The following is a 20,825-nucleotide window of genomic DNA, read 5'->3' as shown; positions in this document are numbered from 1 at the left end:
TACCAGGACACTCTCAAGGCGAACCTGACCGTTTTTCTAATCATGCAACAAAGCCGATCTGAGGTACAAAGAACTGTTCGTTAATCGGTGGACGCACATAGCTATGGGGCGCACTCTTGCGAGGAGAGAGTTCCAACGGTTCAGGCGTCATATCTACATAAGGAATCTTGCTCAGGATATGGCTGATGCAGTTGAGGCGGGCGCGTTTTTTATCGTCCGCTTCCACCGTAAACCAAGGAGCTTCGGGGATGTTGGTGTGAGCAAACATGAGGTCTTTGGCCTGGGAGTATGCCACCCAGCGATCGCGCGATTCTAAATCCATCGGGCTTAGTTTCCAACGCCGAGCCGGATCGGTGATACGCGATTGAAACCGTCTCTCTTGTTCCTCATCGCTAACCGAGAACCAGTATTTCAGCAAAATAATGCCGGAACGAACGAGCATCCGTTCAAATTCTGGACAGGTTTGCAGAAATTCTTGATGCTGATCCGGTGTACAAAACCCCATCACATGCTCGACTCCTGCCCGATTATACCAACTGCGGTCGAAGCAGACGATCTCTCCCGCCGAGGGCAGATGAGCTACATAGCGCTGAAAATACCATTCCGTTTTTTCGCGATCGCTCGGTGTTCCTAACGCCACAACTCGACAACCACGGGGATTTAAGGGATCGGTGATGCGCTTGATGGTGCCCCCTTTACCCGCCGCATCACGACCTTCAAAGATAATCACAATTCGGGTTCCTATATGTTTAACCCAATATTGCATTTTCACCAGTTCGAGCTGAAGCCGACCCAGTTCTTTTTCGTAGAACTTTGTGGACAGTTTAGAACTGCCCTCAGCTTCAGAGAGATAGTGAACAACTTTTGGAACCGAGTTTTCAGCCTTATTTGACTTCTTTTTCTTCGACTTTTTCTTGTCTTTCTTCTTTTTAGTGTCCGTATCCGCTGGGGCGATCGCCAAACTCAGGGTTTCCGTATCGCCATTTCCGTTGTATCCATTCTTGTGTTTGTCACTCATTTTAGGGCTTGGGGGTAGGCGGATACTTACAAGGCTACCCAAGCTCAAAGGTTGTAATTCCAAAGATAGTCTTAAGCGGCAAATCCGGGGCAGACCCAATGTACATCCGGGCGGTCTCAAATTCTGCCGTCATGTTGTATTTGGAGGCGATCGCCAATCCTGCGGCATTCGGTTCAGGAATATCCAAGAAGACAGGCTCGTTTTCTGGAACCTTGGCCTTTAACGCGAGAAACACCTGTTCCGCGATCGCCCTATCTTCGGCAAACAATGGCCCAATTTTGTATCCAGAGTGACAGGGACGAACAACTCCGTATCCCCTCAGCGTTTCCCCATCCCAAACTCCCAGCGCTATATGCCCCGTTTGAGTGAGCCAGCCCTGCAAAAACGAAGTTCGATGTTCAGGAAAATAGAGGCGATCGTAGGATTCAACAAGGTCAAAAGGAATCTCGGAAAGAGCCACGATTTCAGGACTATCAGGACTTTCACCCCCCCGATTCCCCGAAAGCGGATATTCCGATGCGCCAACTCAAACCCCGACGTTCGGTAGTTCTCCTGTTGAGCCACAACACCATCTAGCCCAACGGTTCGCCCCTGCAAAGACGCCAGTGCCGCCTGCCAAAGCTGGAAGCCATAGCCCTGCCCCCGGTACTCCGGCTCCACGATGTAAAATCCAACAAATCCAAAGGTTTCACCATACCGAACCGCCGAGATACTGGCGATCGCCTCCCCCTCCCGTTCTCCCATCCAAACCCCCTGGGGATCGGCCTACCAAAAACAATCCGCATCGTGGAAACCCGGATTCCAACCCTCCTGCGCCGCCCACTCCGCCGCCAGATCCACCTCCGACCGCACCATAGCCCGAACCCGATAATCCTTCATCACCTCTTCACCCCATCACTCAATACTCACCCCTCGCACCGTTTTCGGAGCCTTCCGCCCCACCATCGGTGCTTCAGCGATCGCCCGTGCCTGGACGTGGTGCTTTTGGAAATAGTCTTGCCACATCGCCGGAGCATCCAGAGTTTCGCCGCCGTGAACCGTATGGCGTTTTCGCACCTGGCAGAGCACCGGAGTATTCACACACGCACCAGAGATAATTACCTGACCTTTAGTGAGCGAGGGCAGTTCCTTCAGCAAATCCCGTCCGGCAGATTCCACGCCATACTTCAGGCTTTCCTGATCCACCGGGTTCACAATCCGCATGATGAACTGACTCATGCACTGAGAAAGTACGTCCGAATCCAGCTTGCCCGGTCGCTGGGTAATCAAGCCGACCCCCAGACCAAATTTGCGTCCCTCGCTCAAGATCGTTCGCAGAATCATTTTGCAACGCGAGGGTTCATGAGCCGGGGCAAAGCGGTGGGCTTCTTCGAGGAGAATGAAAACGGGATAGGGTAGGAAATTTTCGTCGTCGGGAGTGTTGTACTCTTTCTGGGTGTTCATGCGGGCTTGGTTCGTTTGCCGCAGCACCGCCGCACAGATTACCTGCTGTTCTTCCTGGCTGATTTCGTTCATTTGCAGCACCGTCACCTGACCGGGCGCAAACAGATCTTTGGGTGCCAGGTGTTCCATTGTGTGGAAGTAGGGCGATCGCGCTAATCGATCCAGCTTCCATTCCAAGGCCGGAGCCGAACTCCCTAGCCTCTCGTTACCCTCGTCGTCCTGGGTGGTATCGGCCTCCCGCACCGCTGCAATCAGGTCATTCACCCCCCAGCGATATTCCCCAGCCCGATGGCGTTTGAGAATGCTAAAGGCTTTATTGAGGATCGACTGTTGGCGATCGCTCATGTCCGGCAGCAGCGTGAGAATGTCGTAGTAGTCCAGGGACGAAATCCGGATGCGAATATCGTCGGGCGTGAGGATTTTGACCTGCGGTGCATAGCCGTCACGAGCCGTAAACGCAGAGTGTCCCCGCATGTCGGACAGGGTGCTGTACTCCCCGTGGGGATCGAAAATCAGCACGGCAGCTCGGTTATAGGGAGACAGCAATTCTTCGACCAGCACACCTGCCGTGTAGGACTTTCCCGATCCGGTTCCTGCCAGAATTGCCATGTGGGTACTGACCAATTCCTTCACATCTAGAGCCACGGGAACCGCATCTAAATCGCGCAGCAGCAGGGAACCGATGTGGGCAGAGCCGATGTCCTTGGGCTGCTTTTTGTTGACCACCCGTTGCAGATAGGCATCATCGGCAAGGTAGACCTTTGCCCCCGGATCGGGAGAGATGCGCGGATTCATGAAGCCCAGGGATTCGTGAAAGTAGCCGATTACATCCACCGTCACTTCAAAGATTTCCGGGTTGGGATGGGCAAATCCGACGAGGGCGGCGATCGCCTCTGGGCTGATTTCGGTATCGGCAAAGATGCGATCGGGCAAGTGATCAATCAGGCGACGTGCCGAGATTTTGCCGAGGATGCGGATGGTTTCGGGCTTTTGCCGGGGGAGCGATCGCCCCACCTCGTAGTAGGCAAATTCGCCAATCTTCACTGATTGGTTGTTGGCGGTAATGAACACATACTGGTTGCCGTTTTCACCAGGGCCTTTAACGGTGCCAATAGCTGGATTTCCAGACGCGACGGACAATCCCATATCCTAATTCCTTGTAACAGTCGCAACAGTGGGTTCCGCGACGAGATGCAGACACATAGTACAAATGTTAACCCAGCCTACCCTCAACGGCACAACTGCTTGCCAAAGGAATGGAGGAAGAAGCTGAGATCCCGGATAGCGCAACGCATCGTTCCCTCCAACCTGAACCCTCAAAACAAGCCCTAACCCCTTGATGGACGAGCATGACGCTTTTATCATTCGCCCTATTCCATCAATAGATTCTGAGAGACGCTACATCTAGAGCACGCCATTTCTGAAAGCCTTACGATTAAAGGGGCGAACGTATGTTCAGCCCCCATAGGTGCGACGCTGAGTGCGTAGTGGTATCAGTGTATCAATATTCTTGAAATCTGATTCACTTCGCCATCGCAATTGACCATAACGATTCCTTGAAGAAGGGAATCGTTGGGGGACGATGCCCTTCAGCGATTCCTCTCCTGGGGATTAATCCTGAGCATAGGCATCCATCGGTAAGCAAGAGCAGACGAGGTTGCGATCGCCATAGGCATTGTCTACCCGCGCCACCGCAGGCCAAAACTTACTATCCCGTGTCCATTGGGTTGGATAAACGGCTTGCGTTCGGCTGTAGGGGCGATCCCAAGTTTCCTGAGTGAGGCAGGCTGCCGTATGGGGAGCGTTTTTCAGGAGATTATTTTTCGGATCAACCTCGCCCGTTTCAATCTGGCGAATTTCTTCCCGAATGGCGATCATCGCCTCACAGAATCGATCCAGTTCCGCCAGCGACTCACTTTCCGTTGGTTCCACCATGATCGTCCCTGCCACCGGCCAGGACATCGTCGGGGGATGGAAGCCATAGTCGATCAGTCGTTTCGCTACGTCCTCTGCCTCAATGCCTACGGATTTCTTGAACTGGCGCAGGTCAATGATGCACTCGTGCGCCACCAGCCCGTTCTGTCCGGTGTAGAGAATCGGGTAATGATCCTCTAACCGCTTAGCGATGTAGTTGGCGTTGAGAATGGCGGCTTGGGTCGCTTTGGTCAGTCCGGCAGCCCCCATCATCCGGATATACATCCAGGAAATCGGCAAAATGCTGCTGCTGCCCCAGGGTGCGGCGGAAACCGCCCCAATGGCCGCGTTCCCGCCAATGGGAATCACAGAATGTCCCGGCAAAAATGGGACAAGATGAGCTGCAACCCCAATGGGGCCAACGCCTGGGCCGCCACCACCGTGGGGAATGCAGAAGGTTTTGTGCAGGTTCAGGTGGCAGACATCTGCGCCAAAATCACCGGGACGACATAGCCCCACCTGGGCGTTCATGTTGGCTCCGTCCATGTAGACCTGACCACCATTGGCATGAACAATGTCGCAGATTTCCCGAATCCCGGCCTCAAATACCCCGTGGGTCGAAGGATAGGTCACCATCAGGGCGGCGAGGTGTTCCCGGTGTTTTTCCGCCTTCGCCCGCAGGTCTGCAATGTCAATATTGCCATCGTGATCGCAGGCGATCGCTACCACCTTCATCCCCGCCATCACGGCACTGGCTGGATTCGTCCCGTGGGCCGATTCGGGGATCAGACACACGTTGCGATCGCCCTCGCCGCGATGGTGGTGATAGGCACGAATCACCAACAGTCCGGCATATTCTCCTTGGGATCCAGCATTAGGCTGGAGGGAAATTCCGGCAAATCCGGTAATCTCCGCCAGCCAGGTTTCCAACTGGCGAAATAGGGTTCGGTATCCCTGGGCTTGCTCGACTGGGGCAAAGGGATGGATCTGGGAAAATTCTGGCCAGGTAATCGGGATCATTTCCGCCGTGGCGTTGAGCTTCATCGTGCAAGATCCTAGGGGAATCATGGCAGTTGCCAGGGAGAGATCCTTCACCTGGAGGCGATAGATATAGCGCAGCAGCTCAGTTTCAGAGTGATAGGTGTTGAAGACCGGATGGGTTAAGTACTCTGACTGACGCTGGAGGTTACTTTGCGCGATCGCCAACGCATGGGTTTCGATCTGATTTGGGGTTGGCAATGCCGGGAGCGATCGCCCGTTGGCAAAGATGGTGAGCAGATCCACCACATCGTCCAGAGTCGTGGTTTCATCCAGGGAAATGCCGATGCTTTGAGTGCCCAACGGACGAAGGTTAATCCGTTGCGCGATCGCCCGTTCTAAAATCTCCGCTTGCTGATCTCCGACTTCGACAGTCACCGTATCAAACACAGGGTTCTGTCCTAGGGCATACCCCAGTCCCTCCAACCCTGCTGCCAGAAGTAGAGTGCGTTGATGAATCCGGGTGGCGATCGCTTTCAACCCGGCTGAGCCATGATACACGGCATACATACTGGCAATAATGGCGAGGAGAACCTGCGCTGTACAAATGTTGCTCGTGGCGCGATCGCGGCGAATGTGCTGTTCACGGGTTTGCAAGGCTAGGCGCAAGGCGGGTTGACCCTCCGCATCTTTAGACACGCCGACTAAACGACCCGGAATTTGCCGTTTGAAGGCTTCCTTTGTAGCGAAGTAGGCGGCATGGGGGCCACCGTATCCCAGGGGCACCCCGAAGCGCTGGGTGTTGCCGATGGCGATATCTGCTCCAAACTCAGCGGGCGGTTTCAGCAGGGTCAAGCTCAGGAGATCCGCCGCTACGGTGACGAGTCCCCCCAGGTCGTGAATCTGTTGGACAAAGGCACTGTAGTCGAAAATTGCGCCATTGGTAGCGGGATACTGCACCAGTGCCCCAAAAATCGGCTGTTCAAGCTGATCGGGATCAAAAGATTGGTGATCGCCCACAATCATCGCGATTCCCAGAGGCTCGGCGCGAGTTTGCAGAACTTCAATGGTTTGGGGGTGGCAGTGGCACGATACCCAAAAAGCGGTCGCCTTCGTTTTGCTTAACCCATAGCTCATCGCCATCGCCTCTGCCGCCGCTGTTCCTTCATCCAGGAGCGAGGCATTAGCAATCTCCAATCCGGTCAGATCGCTAACCATCGTTTGGAAGTTCAACAAGGCTTCTAGGCGACCCTGGGCAATTTCCGGCTGATACGGGGTGTATTGAGTGTACCAACCTGGATTTTCCAGAATATTGCGCTGAATCACCCCCGGAGTGATGCAGTTGGCGTAGCCCATGCCGATAAAGGATCGGAACACCTGGTTTTGACGAGCGATCGCCTTTAACTCTGAAAGTGCCTCTACTTCTGTTCGTGCTGAATCAAGTTGGAGCGATTGCCCTAGCCGAATCCCGGCTGGAACGGCATCATCAGTCAGATCATCCAAGGCGGCATAGCCCAAAACCTTCAGCATTTGGTCGAGTTCTGCGTCCGTCGGGCCAATGTGCCGCTGGCTGAACTCCACGGAGGCGTGTTGCTGGTTCTCCAGACTCCACGCTTGCAGAACATCTAAATCGGCTTTAGCGCTCGTCGGATGGTTAGCGGAACTATAATCCAATCCCCTCAACTCTGATGTGACCGATAGCTCCGGTGCATCATGCTCAGATGGAACGTGGGCAAAATCAGAACAATGGGAAGGCATGGGCAGTCCTGGGTGTGCTACAAAACGTTAACTTTTGACTATTTTGCAACATCTTCAGGACTTCCGCACTGGCGATCGCCCCAGGTTGATCTAGTCACCCTCCACTTGAGTACGATACTCCTCTGCGGAAAGGGTCGATTCGTCCGCTTCGTCCGGATCATCAACCCGTACCTTTAATAGCCATGCATCACCATAGGGATCATCTGCAATTTGTTCAGGGGTATCCAGGAGCGCTTCATTGCGATCAATCACCGTTCCCGATACAGGTGCGTGCAGATCTTCAACCGCTTTTACCGATTCAATGGTGCCAAAGGTTTCCCCTTGTTCCAGGGCACTTCCCACATCGGGAAGTTCTAGAAACACAATATCGCCGAGTTGATCCACTGCAAACGCAGTAATACCAACCGTCGCAATTTCACCGTCGAACCGAGCATACTCGTGGGTATCGGTGTATCTCAAATCATCGGGATATTCCAGCGCCATACGTCTTACAAGTCCTACAACACAGAGGATAATTAACGGCTATCGGTACAAAATTACCGCAAAAACCTAGAGCACAACGCACCTTCGTAAATTACGCAACAATTTTCTGGGATGTCAAACGCCGAAAAATGGTCGCGAGTCCTCAGCCGTTACCAGTGTGGACTTTTATAGAAAGGACGCTTCACGACGGTTGCAGGATAGGTTTTACCGCGAATGGCAACCTCTACCTCTTGACCAGGCTTGGCATAGGCGGTCGGCACATAGGCTAGGGCAATGGGATACCCTAGGGTAGGAGATACGCTACCACTCGTCACGACCCCGACAGGTTCTCCATCGATCATGATGGGATAGCCGTGGCGGGCGATCGCCCGTCCTTCCATCTTGAGTCCAACTAACCGCCGCTGCACGCTATTCTGCTTCTGTTGCTCAAGCACCGCTCGCCCGATAAAATCGCCCGTCCGATCCAGGTGAACCAGCCACCCCAGTCCGGCCTCTAGGGGAGTCGTCGTTTCGTCAATATCTTGGCCGTAGAGTGCCATTGCGGCTTCTAACCGCAGCGTATCCCGTGCGCCTAATCCACAGGGTTCTACCCCGGAGTCGAGAAGCGATCGCCAAAAGTCTTGCCCCACACCGTTGGGAAGCATCACTTCAAATCCGTCTTCCCCCGTGTATCCGGTACGGGCCAGAAAAGCAGGTGCGCCCATGATGGTGGACTCGGCATGCTTGTAGCGTTTAACCGATTGCAAATCGATCGGGACGTAAGCCTGAAGGGTAGCCACAGCCTGCGGCCCCTGGATAGCCACCAACACGTAGTCGCGAGAATGATCCCGAAACTCAATTCGGCCTAGATCAAGGTGAGCCGCGAGCCACGTTTTATCCTTTTCGGTCGTGGCTGCATTCACAATCAAGGAGATGCGCTCCCGATTCCCCTCGGCCATCCCGTGGTGATAGATGATCAAATCATCAATAATTCCCGCAGTGTCATTCAGCAAAACCGTGTATAGTGCGTCACCAGCATGAAGCTTGCTTAAATCAGACGGCACAAATCTCTGCAGGATCTTCACTAAATCTTCACCGAGGAGCTCAAACTTACCCATGTGAGAGATGTCAAACACGCCTACAGCCTGCCTTACAGCCTGATGCTCCTGGGTGATCCCAGTATACTGAACTGGCATTTCCCAGCCGCCAAACTCAATGAGGCGGGCTTGATGTTCGCGGTGAAGTTGATAAAGTGGAGTTTGAAACGTTATCAACGTATCTAACAGTGGTTCCTCGGATCTTGAGTGGTTCACAGGTAGCTAGTTCCTATTTGAAACAGTATGAATTAAGCGGCTATGACATCGTGGCATTGATATCCCCTGTCAGCAAGTTAAATGCGGAAACGTTGAGCATTTCTGCGTTGTTAAACATAGATGTATCCCTAGCATGGTGAGCACTGAATGACGGCGAGCCTTTTTATTTCCCTCGTGACTACCATGGGTATTTCTACAAGGGAGCATCTAACATACCATCGTCCCGTTTATCTTACGGCATTAGGTCATGATTCCCGATCCAGCAATGACAGATTACCGATTAAATGTCAATGACGACCACGTTGGCTCGGTCGTACTGCCTGCCTTATTTACGGTGAATGAGGCGATCGCCTTTAAGCAGTCATTCCAGACGATATGCCAAGAACACCACCTGAAGCGGATCGTGCTCGATTTTGGTCACACTACGTTTATTGATAGTAGTGGTATTGGCGCACTTGTGAACGCCCTTAAAGCGGCGAGAGCGTGTGATATTGAGCTGAGCCTGAAAAATGTGAGTTCCCAAGTCATGATGGCGCTCTCCATGACGGACTTGGATAAGGTGTTTACGGTGGAGTCGTCCCACCCGTTGACGCCGGACAACCTGGATGGGCGTAAGCCTCCCTTGCTAGCCGGACGGGATCAGCCCCCTGCGACCCATCCATCGGTGCGATCGCGAACCAAGCGGGCGATAGACATTGTTGGAGCTTTAGTTGGACTAGGTATTACCGCCGTGCTTTCGGTTCCGATTGCGATCGCCATCTACCTCGACAATCCAGGGCCAATCTTCTTCGGACAAACCCGCTGTTCCTGGATGGGACGCCGATTCAAAATGTGGAAATTCCGCTCCATGGTCACCAATGCGGAATCCTTAAAGCACACCGTTCAGAATGAAGTGGAAGGCCCCCTGTTCAAAAACGCCAATGACCCCCGCATTACGCGAGTTGGCCGCTTTCTACGCCGCACCAGTTTGGATGAGCTTCCGCAATTTTGGAATGTGCTGAAGGGTGATATGAGCTTAGTGGGAACCCGTCCGCCCACACCAGATGAGATTGAAAAGTACGAGGTTCCGCAATGGCAACGGCTGGATGTAAAACCGGGAATGACGGGGGAATGGCAGGTCAATGGCCGTTCAACCGTGAAAAGCTTTGAGGATGTGATTCGATTAGACTTGAAATATCAGGAAAATTGGAGTCTGACCTACGATCTCAAACTCATCGTGAAAACGGTCTTAGTCCTGCTCAATAAAAAATCTGGGGCAATGTAGCACCTAACGTTGGGTTGAGTTTTTTGCTAGCCTAGACTACGTTTAATCGTTTCAGGGGGTGCGATCGCACTCGTGTTCATGTCTGATCCCTCACAACTATCCTCTAGCCCAGAAACGGCTGAATCGACCTCGGCAGAACCTACACCCAGCTATGTGCGCCTCGCCATGCGGAACATGGTTAAAAAAGGGCGGCAATCTCTCGTACACTTTGGACTCACGAGCGTAGGACTCCTAGCGCTCCTTGTCGGCTTGGCTTACCTCACCCGCTAATGGGGCAATTCCGACCCTATGAACATTGAGGTTGCGGTTCAAGATATCTGGTCAGAATTAAATCCAGAGGCGGTGGCGATCGCCCTACCTTGGGAACACTGGTTTCAAACGTGGATTGCGTTTTTGCAGCCAGCCTTGTCGCCCATTAATGAGTATGAATTAAGCTTGAGACTAACGAATGACGCTGAGATTCAAGATTTAAACACTCAGTATCGGCACATCGATCGCCCAACCGATGTTTTAGCCTTTGCAGAGTTGGATGGGGTTGACGCTTTAACCGATCCGATTTGGCAAAGCTTGCCGCTGTACTTGGGAGATGTGGTGATTTCGGTGGATACCGCTGTTCGGCAAGCTACGGAACATGGCTGTTCGCGAGATCAGGAGTTGGCCTGGTTGGCCACCCACGGATTACTGCATGTCCTCGGCTGGGATCATCCTGACGAAATCCATCTTGAGCACATGCTACAAAAACAAGATGAACTCTTGGCTCAGGTCGGTTTGCCTTCAATGATGAATCTGTGAAGGACGTTAATTTTATCGGGATTAGGCGGTAGGATACAGTAACTTAACTTGGTCTTGCGCTATAAATCTCCTGTAGCTGTTTCCTGGGCTGTGTATAGGGCACACATCAAAATCCCTAGTTCCAATGTGAAAGGGGCACCTTCATGGCACGACAACTCTCCACCGAGAAACCCAAATCCGTATCCAGTATCTCGAAACATAGCCGTGATTTATCGTGGCAGGTTGCGAGTAACCTATTTGTCAGCTTCCAGTATGCCTGGGCTGGGTTAGCGTATGCCTTTCGAACGCAGCGTAACTTTCGAATTCATGTGGTTGTCGGTAGCGTAGCGATCGCCCTCAGCTTTATTTTGCAGCTCTCTAGAGTTGAAGTTGCCATTGTTGGGCTAACCATTGGTGCGGTTCTAACGATGGAACTCCTCAACACCGCGTTGGAATCCGTCGTCGATCTCACGGTGGAGCAGACCTATCACGAACTGGCAAAGATTGCGAAGGACTGTGCTGCAGGAGCTGTTTTAATTTCAGCCTTAGCGTCCGTTCTAGTTGCAGGTTCCCTCCTATTGCCCCCGTTAATCGCTCACCTGCTAGAGTGGTTCTAAGTGTTTACTTAGGCTCCCTGAGGGTGAGCAGATGAAAAATCATCCATGCTGTTAGTTATCGATAATTACGACAGTTTTACCTACAACCTTGTGCAGTATTTTGGGGAACTAGCGGCGGATTTCCCGACGGCTCAAGAGTTAACCGTAATTCGCAACGACAAAATTTCGGTCGCCGAGGTTCGGGATCTCCAGCCAGACGGGATTGTCATATCGCCAGGCCCTGGACGCCCCGAAGATGCGGGAGTTTCTCAAGCCATTATTGAAGATATGGGAGCAACTACCCCCATCTTGGGAGTCTGTCTGGGGCATCAGGGCATTGGTCAGGTGTTTGGTGGCACGATTACGTTTGCGCCAGAACTGATGCACGGTAAGGTTTCCCCTATTCACCATAGGGGCGTTGGCGTTTTTTCAGGTTTAGAGAATCCGTTCCCCGCAACCCGGTATCATAGCCTAGTGATTGATCGCGAGAACTTCCCCAAGGAACTGGAAATCACCGCTTGGGTGGAGGATGGAACCATTATGGGCGTACGCCATCGGAACTATCCTCACATTCAAGGCGTCCAGTTTCATCCAGAGAGCATCTTGACAACCGTTGGTAAACCGTTGTTGAGTAACTTCTTGGCGGATATTAGCAATTAGCAGTTAAGGCGATGAAACGACGACAACTTTTTCGGTACGCAGGGGCGAGTTTTTTATCCGTCCTGGGGGCGGGTCTGACATCCCGTTGGCACGCTGCCCAAGCTCAGGCTTCTGACACCGTGACCATCCAATCCTTAGGACACACATGCTTTCGGTTTTCCGGTAGCGGTCGTCGGATCTTGGTGAATCCATTTCGTCCGGTGGGGTGTACAGCAGGGTATTCTGCGCCCCAAGGGGAAGCGGATTTGGTGATGATTAGCAGTCGGCTTTTAGATGAAGGGGTGGTTGAAGGATTACCCGGTAATCCTCGCGTCTTATCAGAGCCAGGAATCTATGAATTCACGGGCATGAAGGTGGAGGGCATCGAGTCTAACCACGATCGTGAGGGAGGACGCCGCTTCGGTAAAAACGTCATGTGGCGTTGGAATCAAGGAGGGCTCATTATTTTGCACATGGGCGGTGCGGCTGAGCCGGTTACGATTGAGCAGCAAATCTTGTTGGGACGGCCTGACGTTGTGCTGATTCCCGTTGGGGGTGGCCCGAAAGCGTATACGGCATCTGAAGCAGTGAGCGCCATTAATACGCTGAATCCTCGGATTGTCATTCCGACTCAGTATCTGACAGAGGCTGCAGATGTTGAGACTTGTGATATCAACGCATTAGACGAGTTTTTGACGTTGATGGAGGGAACGCCTGTGCGCCAAAGTACCGGAAGTATTACCCTTTCTAGAAGCGATTTGCCCGAAACGGGCAGAAAAATCGAAGTCGTGGGATATCCCTTTTAGTCGGATTCTGTCGTCTGAAACGAAAAGAAGCACCGTATCCTGTACGGCGCTTTTTCTAATCGATAGTATTGACCTCTATTCGTCTGGAAATGTGCGCTTGAACTCATCGAGGAGATCATCCAATTCTTCCAGCGCTTGGTTTACGTCAATCCGGAGGGTGCCGAGATCGGGTTGTTCCAGAAGCTTCAGCAAGGATTCTCGTTTGCTTTCCACGACTCGAACTTTCTCTTTGATGATCTGCATATCCAGCATGAATCTTCCTCCGTACTTGCGTTCAATGGGGGTGGGCGATCGCCCAAATCAGACCCACCTCCTAAAGCTTAGCACCACACTCCGGGCAGAAGCGATGGCTAGAGCGGGTTTCGCTACCACAGCTATAGCACGTGATCAGCTCAGAATTTGGATTTGCCTCAGGCGGATTGGGGAGTCCAATCATTTGGGCATTGCTCTTGCCCGGTGCCACCATCGGATAACAGTTTTCGTTACGACGAACGTGAACATCTAGCAACACTGGCCCGTTGTGAGCAAGCATTGTAGCCACGGCATCCTTCAGTTCGGCGCGATCGCTCACCACTATGCCTTTGATACCGTAGGCTTTTGCTAAAAGCTCAAAATCAGGCATACCCACTTCCATATTGGAGGATGAATAGCGCTCTCCGTAGAAGGTTTCTTGCCATTGGCGCACCATGCCCTGCCAGCCGTTGTTAATGATGACCGTTTTTACATTAATGCCGTACTGCGCCAGGGTTCCCAGCTCTTGCAGGTTCATCTGGAAGCTAGCATCGCCGCTGATGCAGATTACTTCTTCCTCTGGGAAAGCCACTTTAACCCCCATGGCAGCAGGCATTCCGTACCCCATCGTGCCCAGACCCGCGCTAGAAATCCAGCGACGGGGGCCATTCTTGAGGAACTGCGCTGCCCACATTTGGTGCTGTCCTACATCCGTGGTGTAGAAAGCATCGGGGGCCTGTTGACCTACTTCTACAATCACTTCCTGGGGCGATAGCATTCCCTCCGGAGACGGCACAACTAATGGATAATCCCGACGCCAGGATTGGATGCGGTCTAACCACTCTTTAGTTTGGTCAGGGTCAGGACGATGACCGCTTTCAGCTTCTCGATGGAGGAGTCCCTTCAGCACCTGACGTACATCACCCACGATGGGCACTTCGGGTATCCGGTTTTTGCCCACTTCAGCCGGATCAATATCAATGTGAATGACCTTGGCCCGGGAGGCAAACTCATCGAGCTTACCCGTGACGCGATCGTCAAACCGCGCACCCACGGCAATCAAGAGGTCGCAATTGGTCACGGCAAAGTTGGCATAGGCTGTACCGTGCATTCCCAACATGCCTAAACCCAGAGCATGATTCTCATCAAAGGCTCCTTTCCCCATGAGGGTAGTGGTCACCGGAATGTTAAACAACTCCGCAAGGGCTTTGATCTCCGCATGGGCTCCGGCGGCGATCGCCCCACCTCCGACGTACAGTAGGGGTTGATTGGCCTCACGAATCAGGGCGAGAGCTTGGTTGAACTGTCGAGGATTTCCTTTAACCGTGGGGCGATATCCCGGCAGGCGCACCGAACCTGGCTCAACAGGAACATAGTCAAATTCTTCTAAACCGACATCCTTCGGAACATCGACCAGCACCGGGCCAGGACGTCCCGTGCTTGCGATATAAAATGCCTCGGCAATGATGCGAGCCATATCCGCAGGATTCCGCACCACGTAGGAATGCTTCACGATGGGCAGGGTGATGCCAAAAATGTCCGTTTCTTGGAAGGCATCGGTGCCAATGGATGCGCGTCCGACCTGCCCCGTAATCACCACCAGCGGAATCGAATCCATCTGAGCTGTAGCGATCCCGGTCACTAAGTTGGTCGCCCCAGGACCAGAGGTTCCGAAACAGACGCCGACTTTACCTGTAGCGCGGGCATAGCCATCGGCAGCATGGGAGGCTCCCTGTTCATGACGCACCAGGATGTGCTGAATTCCTCCCTGAGCTTCGGCACGATAGAGTTCGTCATAGATCGGTAGAATAGCCCCACCGGGATAACCAAAGATATGGGTCACGCCGTGCCGTCTTAAGCTATCAATTAGGGCATAGGCTCCCGTTGCACGCATCGGAGCCGAACTGACCGAGTAGGCTGCCTGGGATGGAGCCGTGTCCTGAGCTACTGGACTATCTTGGAGTCGCAGGGAGGGAGCCTCTTGCATAGGTTTTAGATGCTGTATCCAAACGTACTAAATCGGGTGATACTTCAGTCTAAGTGGGAGAATTCATTCCTGTCGAGGGGAAATCTTCATTTGATGATGAGATCCTGACGACAGTAGAGCGGAATGAGTTGTAAGACTGATGGGTAACGCTTATAGGCTAGCAAGACTCGTGAAAGATGGATCCCCAAGGAGGTCAAAACTAACCCGTTGGGCAAGGGTGAGCGATCGCCCCATCTTAGCCCTGTAATATTCGCACAGTTAACGAATCAAGTTGCCTAAAACTTTAAACCATTATTCCCTGGAATGCGGCATATCTGCGAGGTTTTTTAACCTAATTTTTGAGGGTAGTGTTCACTGCCTGATAAAGGAATCGAGTCCCTAGATTTTCATGTCGGAGGTCGTTAGGGTTGCGGCCAAGGTATCCTCTAACTTTTCAGCGATCGCCGCAATCCAATTTTCATCCTGGACAGTGTAGCTGCGCGGCGCATTAGCCCCCAAAATCATCACCCCTGCTGTGCCGATGGGCTGGCAAATCACGCCTTGGGTGTTTTCTGGCAGATAGTCAAACTCAACACGTCCGGGATAAAGGTTAAGGTTTACTAAATAGACCGGCTTTTGGGTGGTCAGCACTCGCTTCACAATGGTTCCTGGCACAACTTGGGATTGGGAACCTAAAATGCCGCGACGCAGAAGAACGCGATCGCCATACCAAACCACCAGCGATCGCGTCACGGTGTTGGTCAATAGCGTGTGGGACATCCAGGCCAGCTCTTTTTGCACGGGTTCGGGCAAATCGTCAGCCAGTTCAAACCCTTCGGTGCCGATGAGGGTAACCGCTTCGGGCGGACGGGGCTGTACCTGTTGCCAAAGCAACCCCGTCAGAATCAGGATGGCACACACGAGCACACCGACCGCATCCGACCGGGCTTGGGTGTCTGTCAAGAGGGGCGTGGTCACGCGGTTGATCATGAGCAAGGTTCCGGCGATCGCCCCAACGACCAGGGGTAACAGCCGTAGAATTCGAGTTCGGTCAGCCTGTGCCATAGCAAAATTTACAAAACAGCCTCATGCTCACTCTAAACCAGGTGTTAGGCAACAGGGAATTCAGTGTTCGAGCAACTGATACAAATCACTAGGGACAAAGCTGCCTTTATCCGTGACAATGGCGGTGATCAAATGGGCGGGAGTAACGTCAAGCGCGGGATTGAGCACCGCAGCATTGGGAGGACAGACCAGCGTGTCTTCTACCTGATAAATATCGCTCGGAGGTCGGTTTTCTAAAGGAATTTGTTCACCGCTAGCCAGGTTGAAGTCCACCACAAAGGAGGGAGCCGCAACATAGAAGGGAATCTGGTGAGCGTTGGCCAGCACGGCAAGGCTATAGGTGCCAATGCGGTTGGCGGTGTCGCCATTGCGCGCAATTAGGTCTGCTCCGACGATCACCGCATCAATCATGCCTTTCTGCATACAGGCTGCCGCTGCACTATCGACGATGATGGTGACGGCAATCTCTTCTTGCAGACATTCCCATGCGCTGAGGCGACCCCCTTGGAAGCGAGGACGGGTTTCGGTGATATATAGCTTAGCCAGTCGGCCTGCGGTATGGGTCGCCCGCACGATGCCCAACGCTGTCCCGTACCCCCCCGAAGACAGCGCTCCGGCGTTGGCATGGGTCAGCAGTCGAAGCTGGGCAGGTTCCGAGGGTAAGGCTTGAAGACCGTAGCGACCAATGGCTTGACAGGCTTGTAAATTTTCAGCGTGGATTGCCTTAGCCGTATCCAGCAAAACGCGGTTCAGATGGTCGGTGCTGCCGCTGGCGGCGCGGGCAGTGGTCAACATCTCCTCGACCGCCCAGGAAATATCGAGGACAGACGGACAGGCGGTTTTCAAGGTTTGGGCGATCGCCTCCAATTTCAAGAGAAACGCCTCCCGATCACTCTCTGCACAGCCGCGCATTCCCAAGTACAGCCCATAGGCCGCTGCAATTCCCGCCGCTTCCCCACGCACCATGGACGTGCGGATGGCTTCAATAACGTCTTCACAGCGACTCACCTCAAGGTAGCTGTACTCGCGGGGAAGGCGAGCCTGATTAATCATCAGTAAATGGGGATCTTGCCAAATGACGGGATAGACGGGATCAGCGCTGACGACCATAATCGCAGTACTCCTTGCCATCGAGGGTTGAGGTCGGCTGGGTTGGGCTGATTATACGGTAATCAAGAATTGAGAGACTAGGCTAGATTGAGCCATTTTCCAGCGAACTCTTTACAGCACTGCCACCAAAAACAAGTTCCAGTAAGGCGATCGCCCCACTGGAACTGCTTTAAGCCGATTAGCTCAATGACTGGACAGGATCTAACAGGATCTAAGAAACGTTTGCAGCCGTCTTCGTTGCTGGATAAGACGCTAACAAGCGCTCTGCAATTTGGGATGGCGTTAACCCAAAGTCCGCCTTGGACTGGTCAGGCGTAGCGTGATCCACCAATTTGTCGGGAATGCCAATTCGCGTCACCGGAACCGCCACCTCATGATCCAGTAAAGCTTCCGCTACCGCTGAACCAAAACCACCCATGAGGCATCCCTCTTCTAGGGTCACCACTCGCCCAATCTGACGCGCCAACGGCACGATCAAATCAGTGTCTAGAGGCTTCACAAAGCGAGCGTTCACCACCGTTGCTTCAATGCCATGTTCGCTCAGGATTTCGGCTACCTGCATAGCAGTGTTCACCATGGAGCCATAGCCTACGAGCAGGAGATCATCGCCTTGGCGCAAGACTTCACCTTTACCAATGGGTAGAGCTTCCCAGCCTTCTTCCATCAGCGGCACACCGTAGCCATTACCGCGAGGATAGCGCATGGCAATGGGGCCATCGGTGTATTCTACGCCCGTCACAATCATGCGCTGGAGTTCGGCTTCGTCCTTGGGAGCCATGATCACGATATTGGGAATGCACCGCAGGTACGCAATATCGTACATACCCTGGTGAGTCGGGCCGTCTGCACCCACAATTCCTGCCCGATCCATACAGAAAAATACAGGCAGATTTTGGATACAAACATCGTGAATAATTTGGTCAAACGCACGCTGGAGGAAGGTGGAATAAATGGCAACCACAGGGCGCATCCCTTCACAGGCAAGACCCGCCGCCAGGGTGACTGCGTGCTGTTCGGCAATGCCTACGTCGATATACTGCTTGGGTAGCTTCGCTTGCAGCTTGTCCAGTCCGGTTCCGGTTGCCATTGCGGCAGTAATTCCCAAAATTTTAGGGTTATTCTCAGCCAGCTTGACCAGGGTATGGGCAAAAACCTTAGAGTAGCTTGGGGGCTTAGGCTTACTCGCTGGAATTGCCTTGCCCGTTGCCAGGTTAAACGGCGACTGCGCGTGATATCCCACTTGGTCTTGCTCAGCGATCGCATAGCCTTTGCCTTTGACCGTGGAGACGTGAACCAGCACGGGGCCAGGAATTTTATGGGCTTGTTGGAAGGTGGTGATTAGTTCTTCCAAGTTGTGACCATCGACGGGGCCAATGTAGGTGAAACCGAGTTCTTCAAAGACCGCTCCCACCTTGGGAACAGCTAGACGCTTCATCCCTTCCTTGATGCGGTGGATCTCTGGCGAAAGCGAGTCCCCTACAAACGGTAAGTGCTTGAATTGTTCCTCCAAATTGTCCGACAGAAACTGCATCGGCGGGCTAAGGCGCAGCCTGTTCAGGTAGCGGGGAATCGCACCCACGTTGGGCGAAATCGACATTTCATTATCGTTCAACACCACCATGAGGTTGGTTTTGGGTAAATGCCCCGCGTGATTGATGGCTTCTAGTGCCATCCCGCCCGTCAATGCACCATCGCCAATAACGGCGACGACTTTATAGTTCTCGCCTTGCAGATCACGGGCAAGCGCCATACCCAGGGCAGCGGAAATGCTAGTGGAGGCATGGCCAGCACCAAAGTGGTCGAAGGAGCTTTCGCACCGCTTGAGATATCCAGCAACACCATCCTTTTGGCGCAGTGTGTTGAAGTTGTTGTATCGCCCTGTGATGAGCTTGTGAGGATAGGCTTGGTGACCCACATCCCAAATCACTTTGTCCCGATCTAAGTCGAGTGTTTGATACAAACCTAACGTTAGTTCGACAACACCCAATCCCGGACCCAGGTGTCCCCCTGTAGCCGCAACTGTTTCCAGATGCTTTTCACGAATCTGGCGGGCAATTTGCTGAAGCTGAGCGATCGACAGACCGTGAAGTTGATTGGGATGGGTCAATTCACTAAGGTGCATAGGAATTTACCTTTTTTAATCTTTCATACAAAAATCCTAAACGCTTTGGAGGCATGTCGGGGGTGGATTTTCTCAATGGTGAGCCGTGGATCATTTATTCCCCTGATATGTTTCCAATTCTTTCACTCTAATTCAATCTGGTAACTGAGTTTGCGGATAATTACGAGGCGCTTAGGAAAAGTTAGTATTGTGACTCGAAACAAAGGCTCATTTAGGTATAGAGCACTACTGTTCAGGTTCCAGTTTTGTTGGGCAAGCTCCAATTTTTACTCGAATTTTTGCCGTGAAATGAGCTTGCAAGGTCTGTCAATGCATTGATCTCAGATGATCGAAGCAAGCCACACAACTACGCGAACGAATGTCATAAATCTTCTTAAATGTGTGTGACGAAAAGCTAGGATCACCGAAAAACAGGAGGGAACACGGAAGCCCCTAGCTTCCGATACGGAGAGGAAGTAGAATCCACCCGCGCCGACCGATGGAGTTTCTCCTGCGGAGCCCCTGCACGAATAATACCCCGTAGGTTGGCGGATGAAGACGGCTGATCTCGCCCGGGGCTGCTGGCAGCGTAAGGCCGATATATCCTTTCTCTAAATCTGCGGAATGTTGGCTATTCCCGCCCCCCTGCCAATACAGGTTCAGGCAACGCCCCCTGCATCTTCTCCAGCCAACTGATCAAGTTTTCCAACTGCTGATCCGCACCTAGCACCCCTAATCCTCGAACGGTAACCTTACCGGGTGCGTAGACAAAGCGAGTTTGAAGATGGGAGGGTATATTCTCCTTCAAGAGATTCCAGGCTGGTTCCTCCATCGATGTTTCTAGAACCACGTGTTGCTTGCCGTCGGGCTTGATTCTGGCAAAGCCAAGTTTCTTGGCAATTTGCTTCAGTTCCATGACGCGGATGAGCTGGGTAGCGGCGGGGGGCAATGCGCCATAGCGATCGCTCCATTCTGCGGCAATTTGGGTTAACTCTTGACGGGATGTAGCCGAGGCAACGGCACGGTAGGCACTCATCTTTTGATCCAGATCGGGGATGTAGTCGGCAGGGATGAAAGCCGTAACGTTAAGGTCGATCTGGGTATCATCGACTTGGGGAATCTCTTGACCGCGAATTTCAGCGATCGCCTCATCCAGCATTTCCATATAGAGATTGAAGCCTACGGTGTCCATTTGTCCCGACTGTTCGGCACCGAGGAGATTACCAACGCCCCGAATCTCCATATCGCGCACGGCAAGCTGATAACCCGATCCCAGTTGGGTGAATTCCTGAATCGCCCGTAGACGTTTACGAGCAGAGTCGGAAAGCTGACTCTGTTTGGGGTAGAACAGCCACGCATGAGCCTGAATTCCGGCACGACCGACCCGACC

The 20,825-nt window shown here is 52.8% G+C and carries 17 protein-coding genes and 1 pseudogene; 6 read left to right on the top strand and 12 right to left on the bottom strand.

Going from position 1 to position 20,825, the window contains the following annotated elements; translation table 11 throughout:
• Positions 1 to 40: 40 nt before the first annotated feature.
• The 6 genes and pseudogenes from ppk2 to gcvT form a co-directional block, all read right to left on the bottom strand.
• On the bottom strand, positions 41 to 1,018 hold the full coding sequence (gene ppk2 / locus IGR76_11170) for a polyphosphate kinase 2 (GenBank protein MBF2079052.1): 978 nt from the start codon (positions 1,016 to 1,018) through the stop codon (positions 41 to 43).
• A 34-nt stretch (positions 1,019 to 1,052) separates the two neighbouring features.
• Positions 1,053 to 1,897, bottom strand: a pseudogene (locus IGR76_11165) (GNAT family N-acetyltransferase).
• 15 nt (positions 1,898 to 1,912) lie between these two features.
• Positions 1,913 to 3,607, bottom strand: a complete 1,695-nt coding sequence (locus IGR76_11160) for an ATP-binding protein (GenBank protein MBF2079051.1) — start codon at positions 3,605 to 3,607, stop codon at positions 1,913 to 1,915.
• Between the two features lie 465 nt (positions 3,608 to 4,072).
• Positions 4,073 to 7,111 (bottom strand): aminomethyl-transferring glycine dehydrogenase, encoded by a 3,039-nt coding sequence (gcvP, locus tag IGR76_11155; GenBank protein ID MBF2079050.1) that lies wholly within the window; start codon positions 7,109 to 7,111, stop codon positions 4,073 to 4,075.
• Positions 7,112 to 7,201: 90 nt separating this feature from the next.
• Positions 7,202 to 7,594, bottom strand: a complete 393-nt coding sequence (gcvH, locus tag IGR76_11150; GenBank protein MBF2079049.1) for a glycine cleavage system protein GcvH — start codon at positions 7,592 to 7,594, stop codon at positions 7,202 to 7,204.
• Positions 7,595 to 7,743: 149 nt separating this feature from the next.
• Positions 7,744 to 8,886: a glycine cleavage system aminomethyltransferase GcvT gene (gcvT, locus tag IGR76_11145; GenBank protein MBF2079048.1), complete on the bottom strand. Its 1,143-nt coding sequence runs from the start codon at positions 8,884 to 8,886 to the stop codon at positions 7,744 to 7,746.
• A gap of 247 nt (positions 8,887 to 9,133) precedes the next feature.
• On the opposite strand from gcvT, the gene IGR76_11140 reads away from it, so the two are divergent.
• From IGR76_11140 to IGR76_11115, 6 genes are all read left to right on the top strand, one after another.
• On the top strand, positions 9,134 to 10,150 hold the full coding sequence (locus tag IGR76_11140) for a sugar transferase (GenBank protein MBF2079047.1): 1,017 nt from the start codon (positions 9,134 to 9,136) through the stop codon (positions 10,148 to 10,150).
• Between the two features lie 78 nt (positions 10,151 to 10,228).
• Positions 10,229 to 10,420 (top strand): DUF3285 domain-containing protein, encoded by a 192-nt coding sequence (locus tag IGR76_11135; protein MBF2079046.1) that lies wholly within the window; start codon positions 10,229 to 10,231, stop codon positions 10,418 to 10,420.
• Between the two features lie 18 nt (positions 10,421 to 10,438).
• Entirely contained in the window at positions 10,439 to 10,942 is a 504-nt protein-coding gene (ybeY, locus tag IGR76_11130) for an rRNA maturation RNase YbeY (GenBank protein MBF2079045.1), read from the top strand.
• A gap of 143 nt (positions 10,943 to 11,085) precedes the next feature.
• Positions 11,086 to 11,538 carry a diacylglycerol kinase family protein gene (locus IGR76_11125; GenBank protein MBF2079044.1) on the top strand — a complete coding sequence of 151 codons (453 nt, stop codon included), beginning with the start codon at positions 11,086 to 11,088 and terminating at the stop codon, positions 11,536 to 11,538.
• 45 nt (positions 11,539 to 11,583) lie between these two features.
• Positions 11,584 to 12,177 carry an aminodeoxychorismate/anthranilate synthase component II gene (locus IGR76_11120; protein MBF2079043.1) on the top strand — a complete coding sequence of 198 codons (594 nt, stop codon included), beginning with the start codon at positions 11,584 to 11,586 and terminating at the stop codon, positions 12,175 to 12,177.
• Positions 12,178 to 12,188: 11 nt separating this feature from the next.
• The gene (locus IGR76_11115; GenBank protein ID MBF2079042.1) at positions 12,189 to 12,962 is read left to right on the top strand and encodes an MBL fold metallo-hydrolase; all 774 of its coding nucleotides are present in this window, start codon (positions 12,189 to 12,191) and stop codon (positions 12,960 to 12,962) included.
• Between the two features lie 75 nt (positions 12,963 to 13,037).
• Here the strand turns inward: IGR76_11115 and IGR76_11110 are convergent, their stop codons facing one another.
• The 6 genes from IGR76_11110 to IGR76_11085 form a co-directional block, all read right to left on the bottom strand.
• Positions 13,038 to 13,214, bottom strand: coding sequence for a hypothetical protein (locus IGR76_11110; protein ID MBF2079041.1), 177 nt, complete (start codon positions 13,212 to 13,214; stop codon positions 13,038 to 13,040).
• 61 nt (positions 13,215 to 13,275) lie between these two features.
• Positions 13,276 to 15,180 carry a biosynthetic-type acetolactate synthase large subunit gene (ilvB, locus tag IGR76_11105; GenBank protein ID MBF2079040.1) on the bottom strand — a complete coding sequence of 635 codons (1,905 nt, stop codon included), beginning with the start codon at positions 15,178 to 15,180 and terminating at the stop codon, positions 13,276 to 13,278.
• 378 nt (positions 15,181 to 15,558) lie between these two features.
• Entirely contained in the window at positions 15,559 to 16,224 is a 666-nt protein-coding gene (locus IGR76_11100; GenBank protein ID MBF2079039.1) for a cofactor assembly of complex C subunit B, read from the bottom strand.
• 60 nt (positions 16,225 to 16,284) lie between these two features.
• Positions 16,285 to 17,334, bottom strand: a complete 1,050-nt coding sequence (gene mtnA, locus IGR76_11095; GenBank protein ID MBF2079038.1) for an S-methyl-5-thioribose-1-phosphate isomerase — start codon at positions 17,332 to 17,334, stop codon at positions 16,285 to 16,287.
• 211 nt (positions 17,335 to 17,545) lie between these two features.
• Positions 17,546 to 19,456, bottom strand: coding sequence for a 1-deoxy-D-xylulose-5-phosphate synthase (locus IGR76_11090; protein ID MBF2079037.1), 1,911 nt, complete (start codon positions 19,454 to 19,456; stop codon positions 17,546 to 17,548).
• A gap of 610 nt (positions 19,457 to 20,066) precedes the next feature.
• Positions 20,067 to 20,825 (bottom strand): transcription-repair coupling factor (locus tag IGR76_11085; protein MBF2079036.1); only part of this gene is annotated, 759 nt, incomplete at its 5' end.

This window comes from Synechococcales cyanobacterium T60_A2020_003 (assembly GCA_015272205.1).
In the GTDB taxonomy this organism is placed as follows: Bacteria; Cyanobacteriota; Cyanobacteriia; order RECH01; family RECH01; genus JACYMB01.
Note: the sequence above shows the minus strand (reverse complement) of the source record. Positions and strands in the feature narration are given on the sequence as shown.

Bases quoted from the DNA above. Each gene is read 5' to 3' on its own strand.
- IGR76_11120 (MBF2079043.1), top strand. From the start codon at position 11,584: ATGCTGTTAGTTATCGATAATTACGACAGTTTTACCTACAACCTTGTG.
- IGR76_11110 (MBF2079041.1), bottom strand. From the start codon at position 13,214: ATGCTGGATATGCAGATCATCAAAGAGAAAGTTCGAGTCGTGGAAAGC.
- IGR76_11140 (MBF2079047.1), top strand. From the start codon at position 9,134: ATGATTCCCGATCCAGCAATGACAGATTACCGATTAAATGTCAATGAC.
- IGR76_11090 (MBF2079037.1), bottom strand. From the start codon at position 19,456: ATGCACCTTAGTGAATTGACCCATCCCAATCAACTTCACGGTCTGTCG.
- ybeY (MBF2079045.1), top strand. From the start codon at position 10,439: ATGAACATTGAGGTTGCGGTTCAAGATATCTGGTCAGAATTAAATCCA.
- IGR76_11115 (MBF2079042.1), top strand. From the start codon at position 12,189: ATGAAACGACGACAACTTTTTCGGTACGCAGGGGCGAGTTTTTTATCC.
- mtnA (MBF2079038.1), bottom strand. From the start codon at position 17,334: ATGGTCGTCAGCGCTGATCCCGTCTATCCCGTCATTTGGCAAGATCCC.
- gcvP (MBF2079050.1), bottom strand. From the start codon at position 7,111: ATGCCTTCCCATTGTTCTGATTTTGCCCACGTTCCATCTGAGCATGAT.
- IGR76_11160 (MBF2079051.1), bottom strand. From the start codon at position 3,607: ATGGGATTGTCCGTCGCGTCTGGAAATCCAGCTATTGGCACCGTTAAA.
- ilvB (MBF2079040.1), bottom strand. From the start codon at position 15,180: ATGCAAGAGGCTCCCTCCCTGCGACTCCAAGATAGTCCAGTAGCTCAG.
- IGR76_11135 (MBF2079046.1), top strand. From the start codon at position 10,229: ATGTCTGATCCCTCACAACTATCCTCTAGCCCAGAAACGGCTGAATCG.
- gcvH (MBF2079049.1), bottom strand. From the start codon at position 7,594: ATGGCGCTGGAATATCCCGATGATTTGAGATACACCGATACCCACGAG.
- ppk2 (MBF2079052.1), bottom strand. From the start codon at position 1,018: ATGAGTGACAAACACAAGAATGGATACAACGGAAATGGCGATACGGAA.
- IGR76_11100 (MBF2079039.1), bottom strand. From the start codon at position 16,224: ATGGCACAGGCTGACCGAACTCGAATTCTACGGCTGTTACCCCTGGTC.
- IGR76_11125 (MBF2079044.1), top strand. From the start codon at position 11,086: ATGGCACGACAACTCTCCACCGAGAAACCCAAATCCGTATCCAGTATC.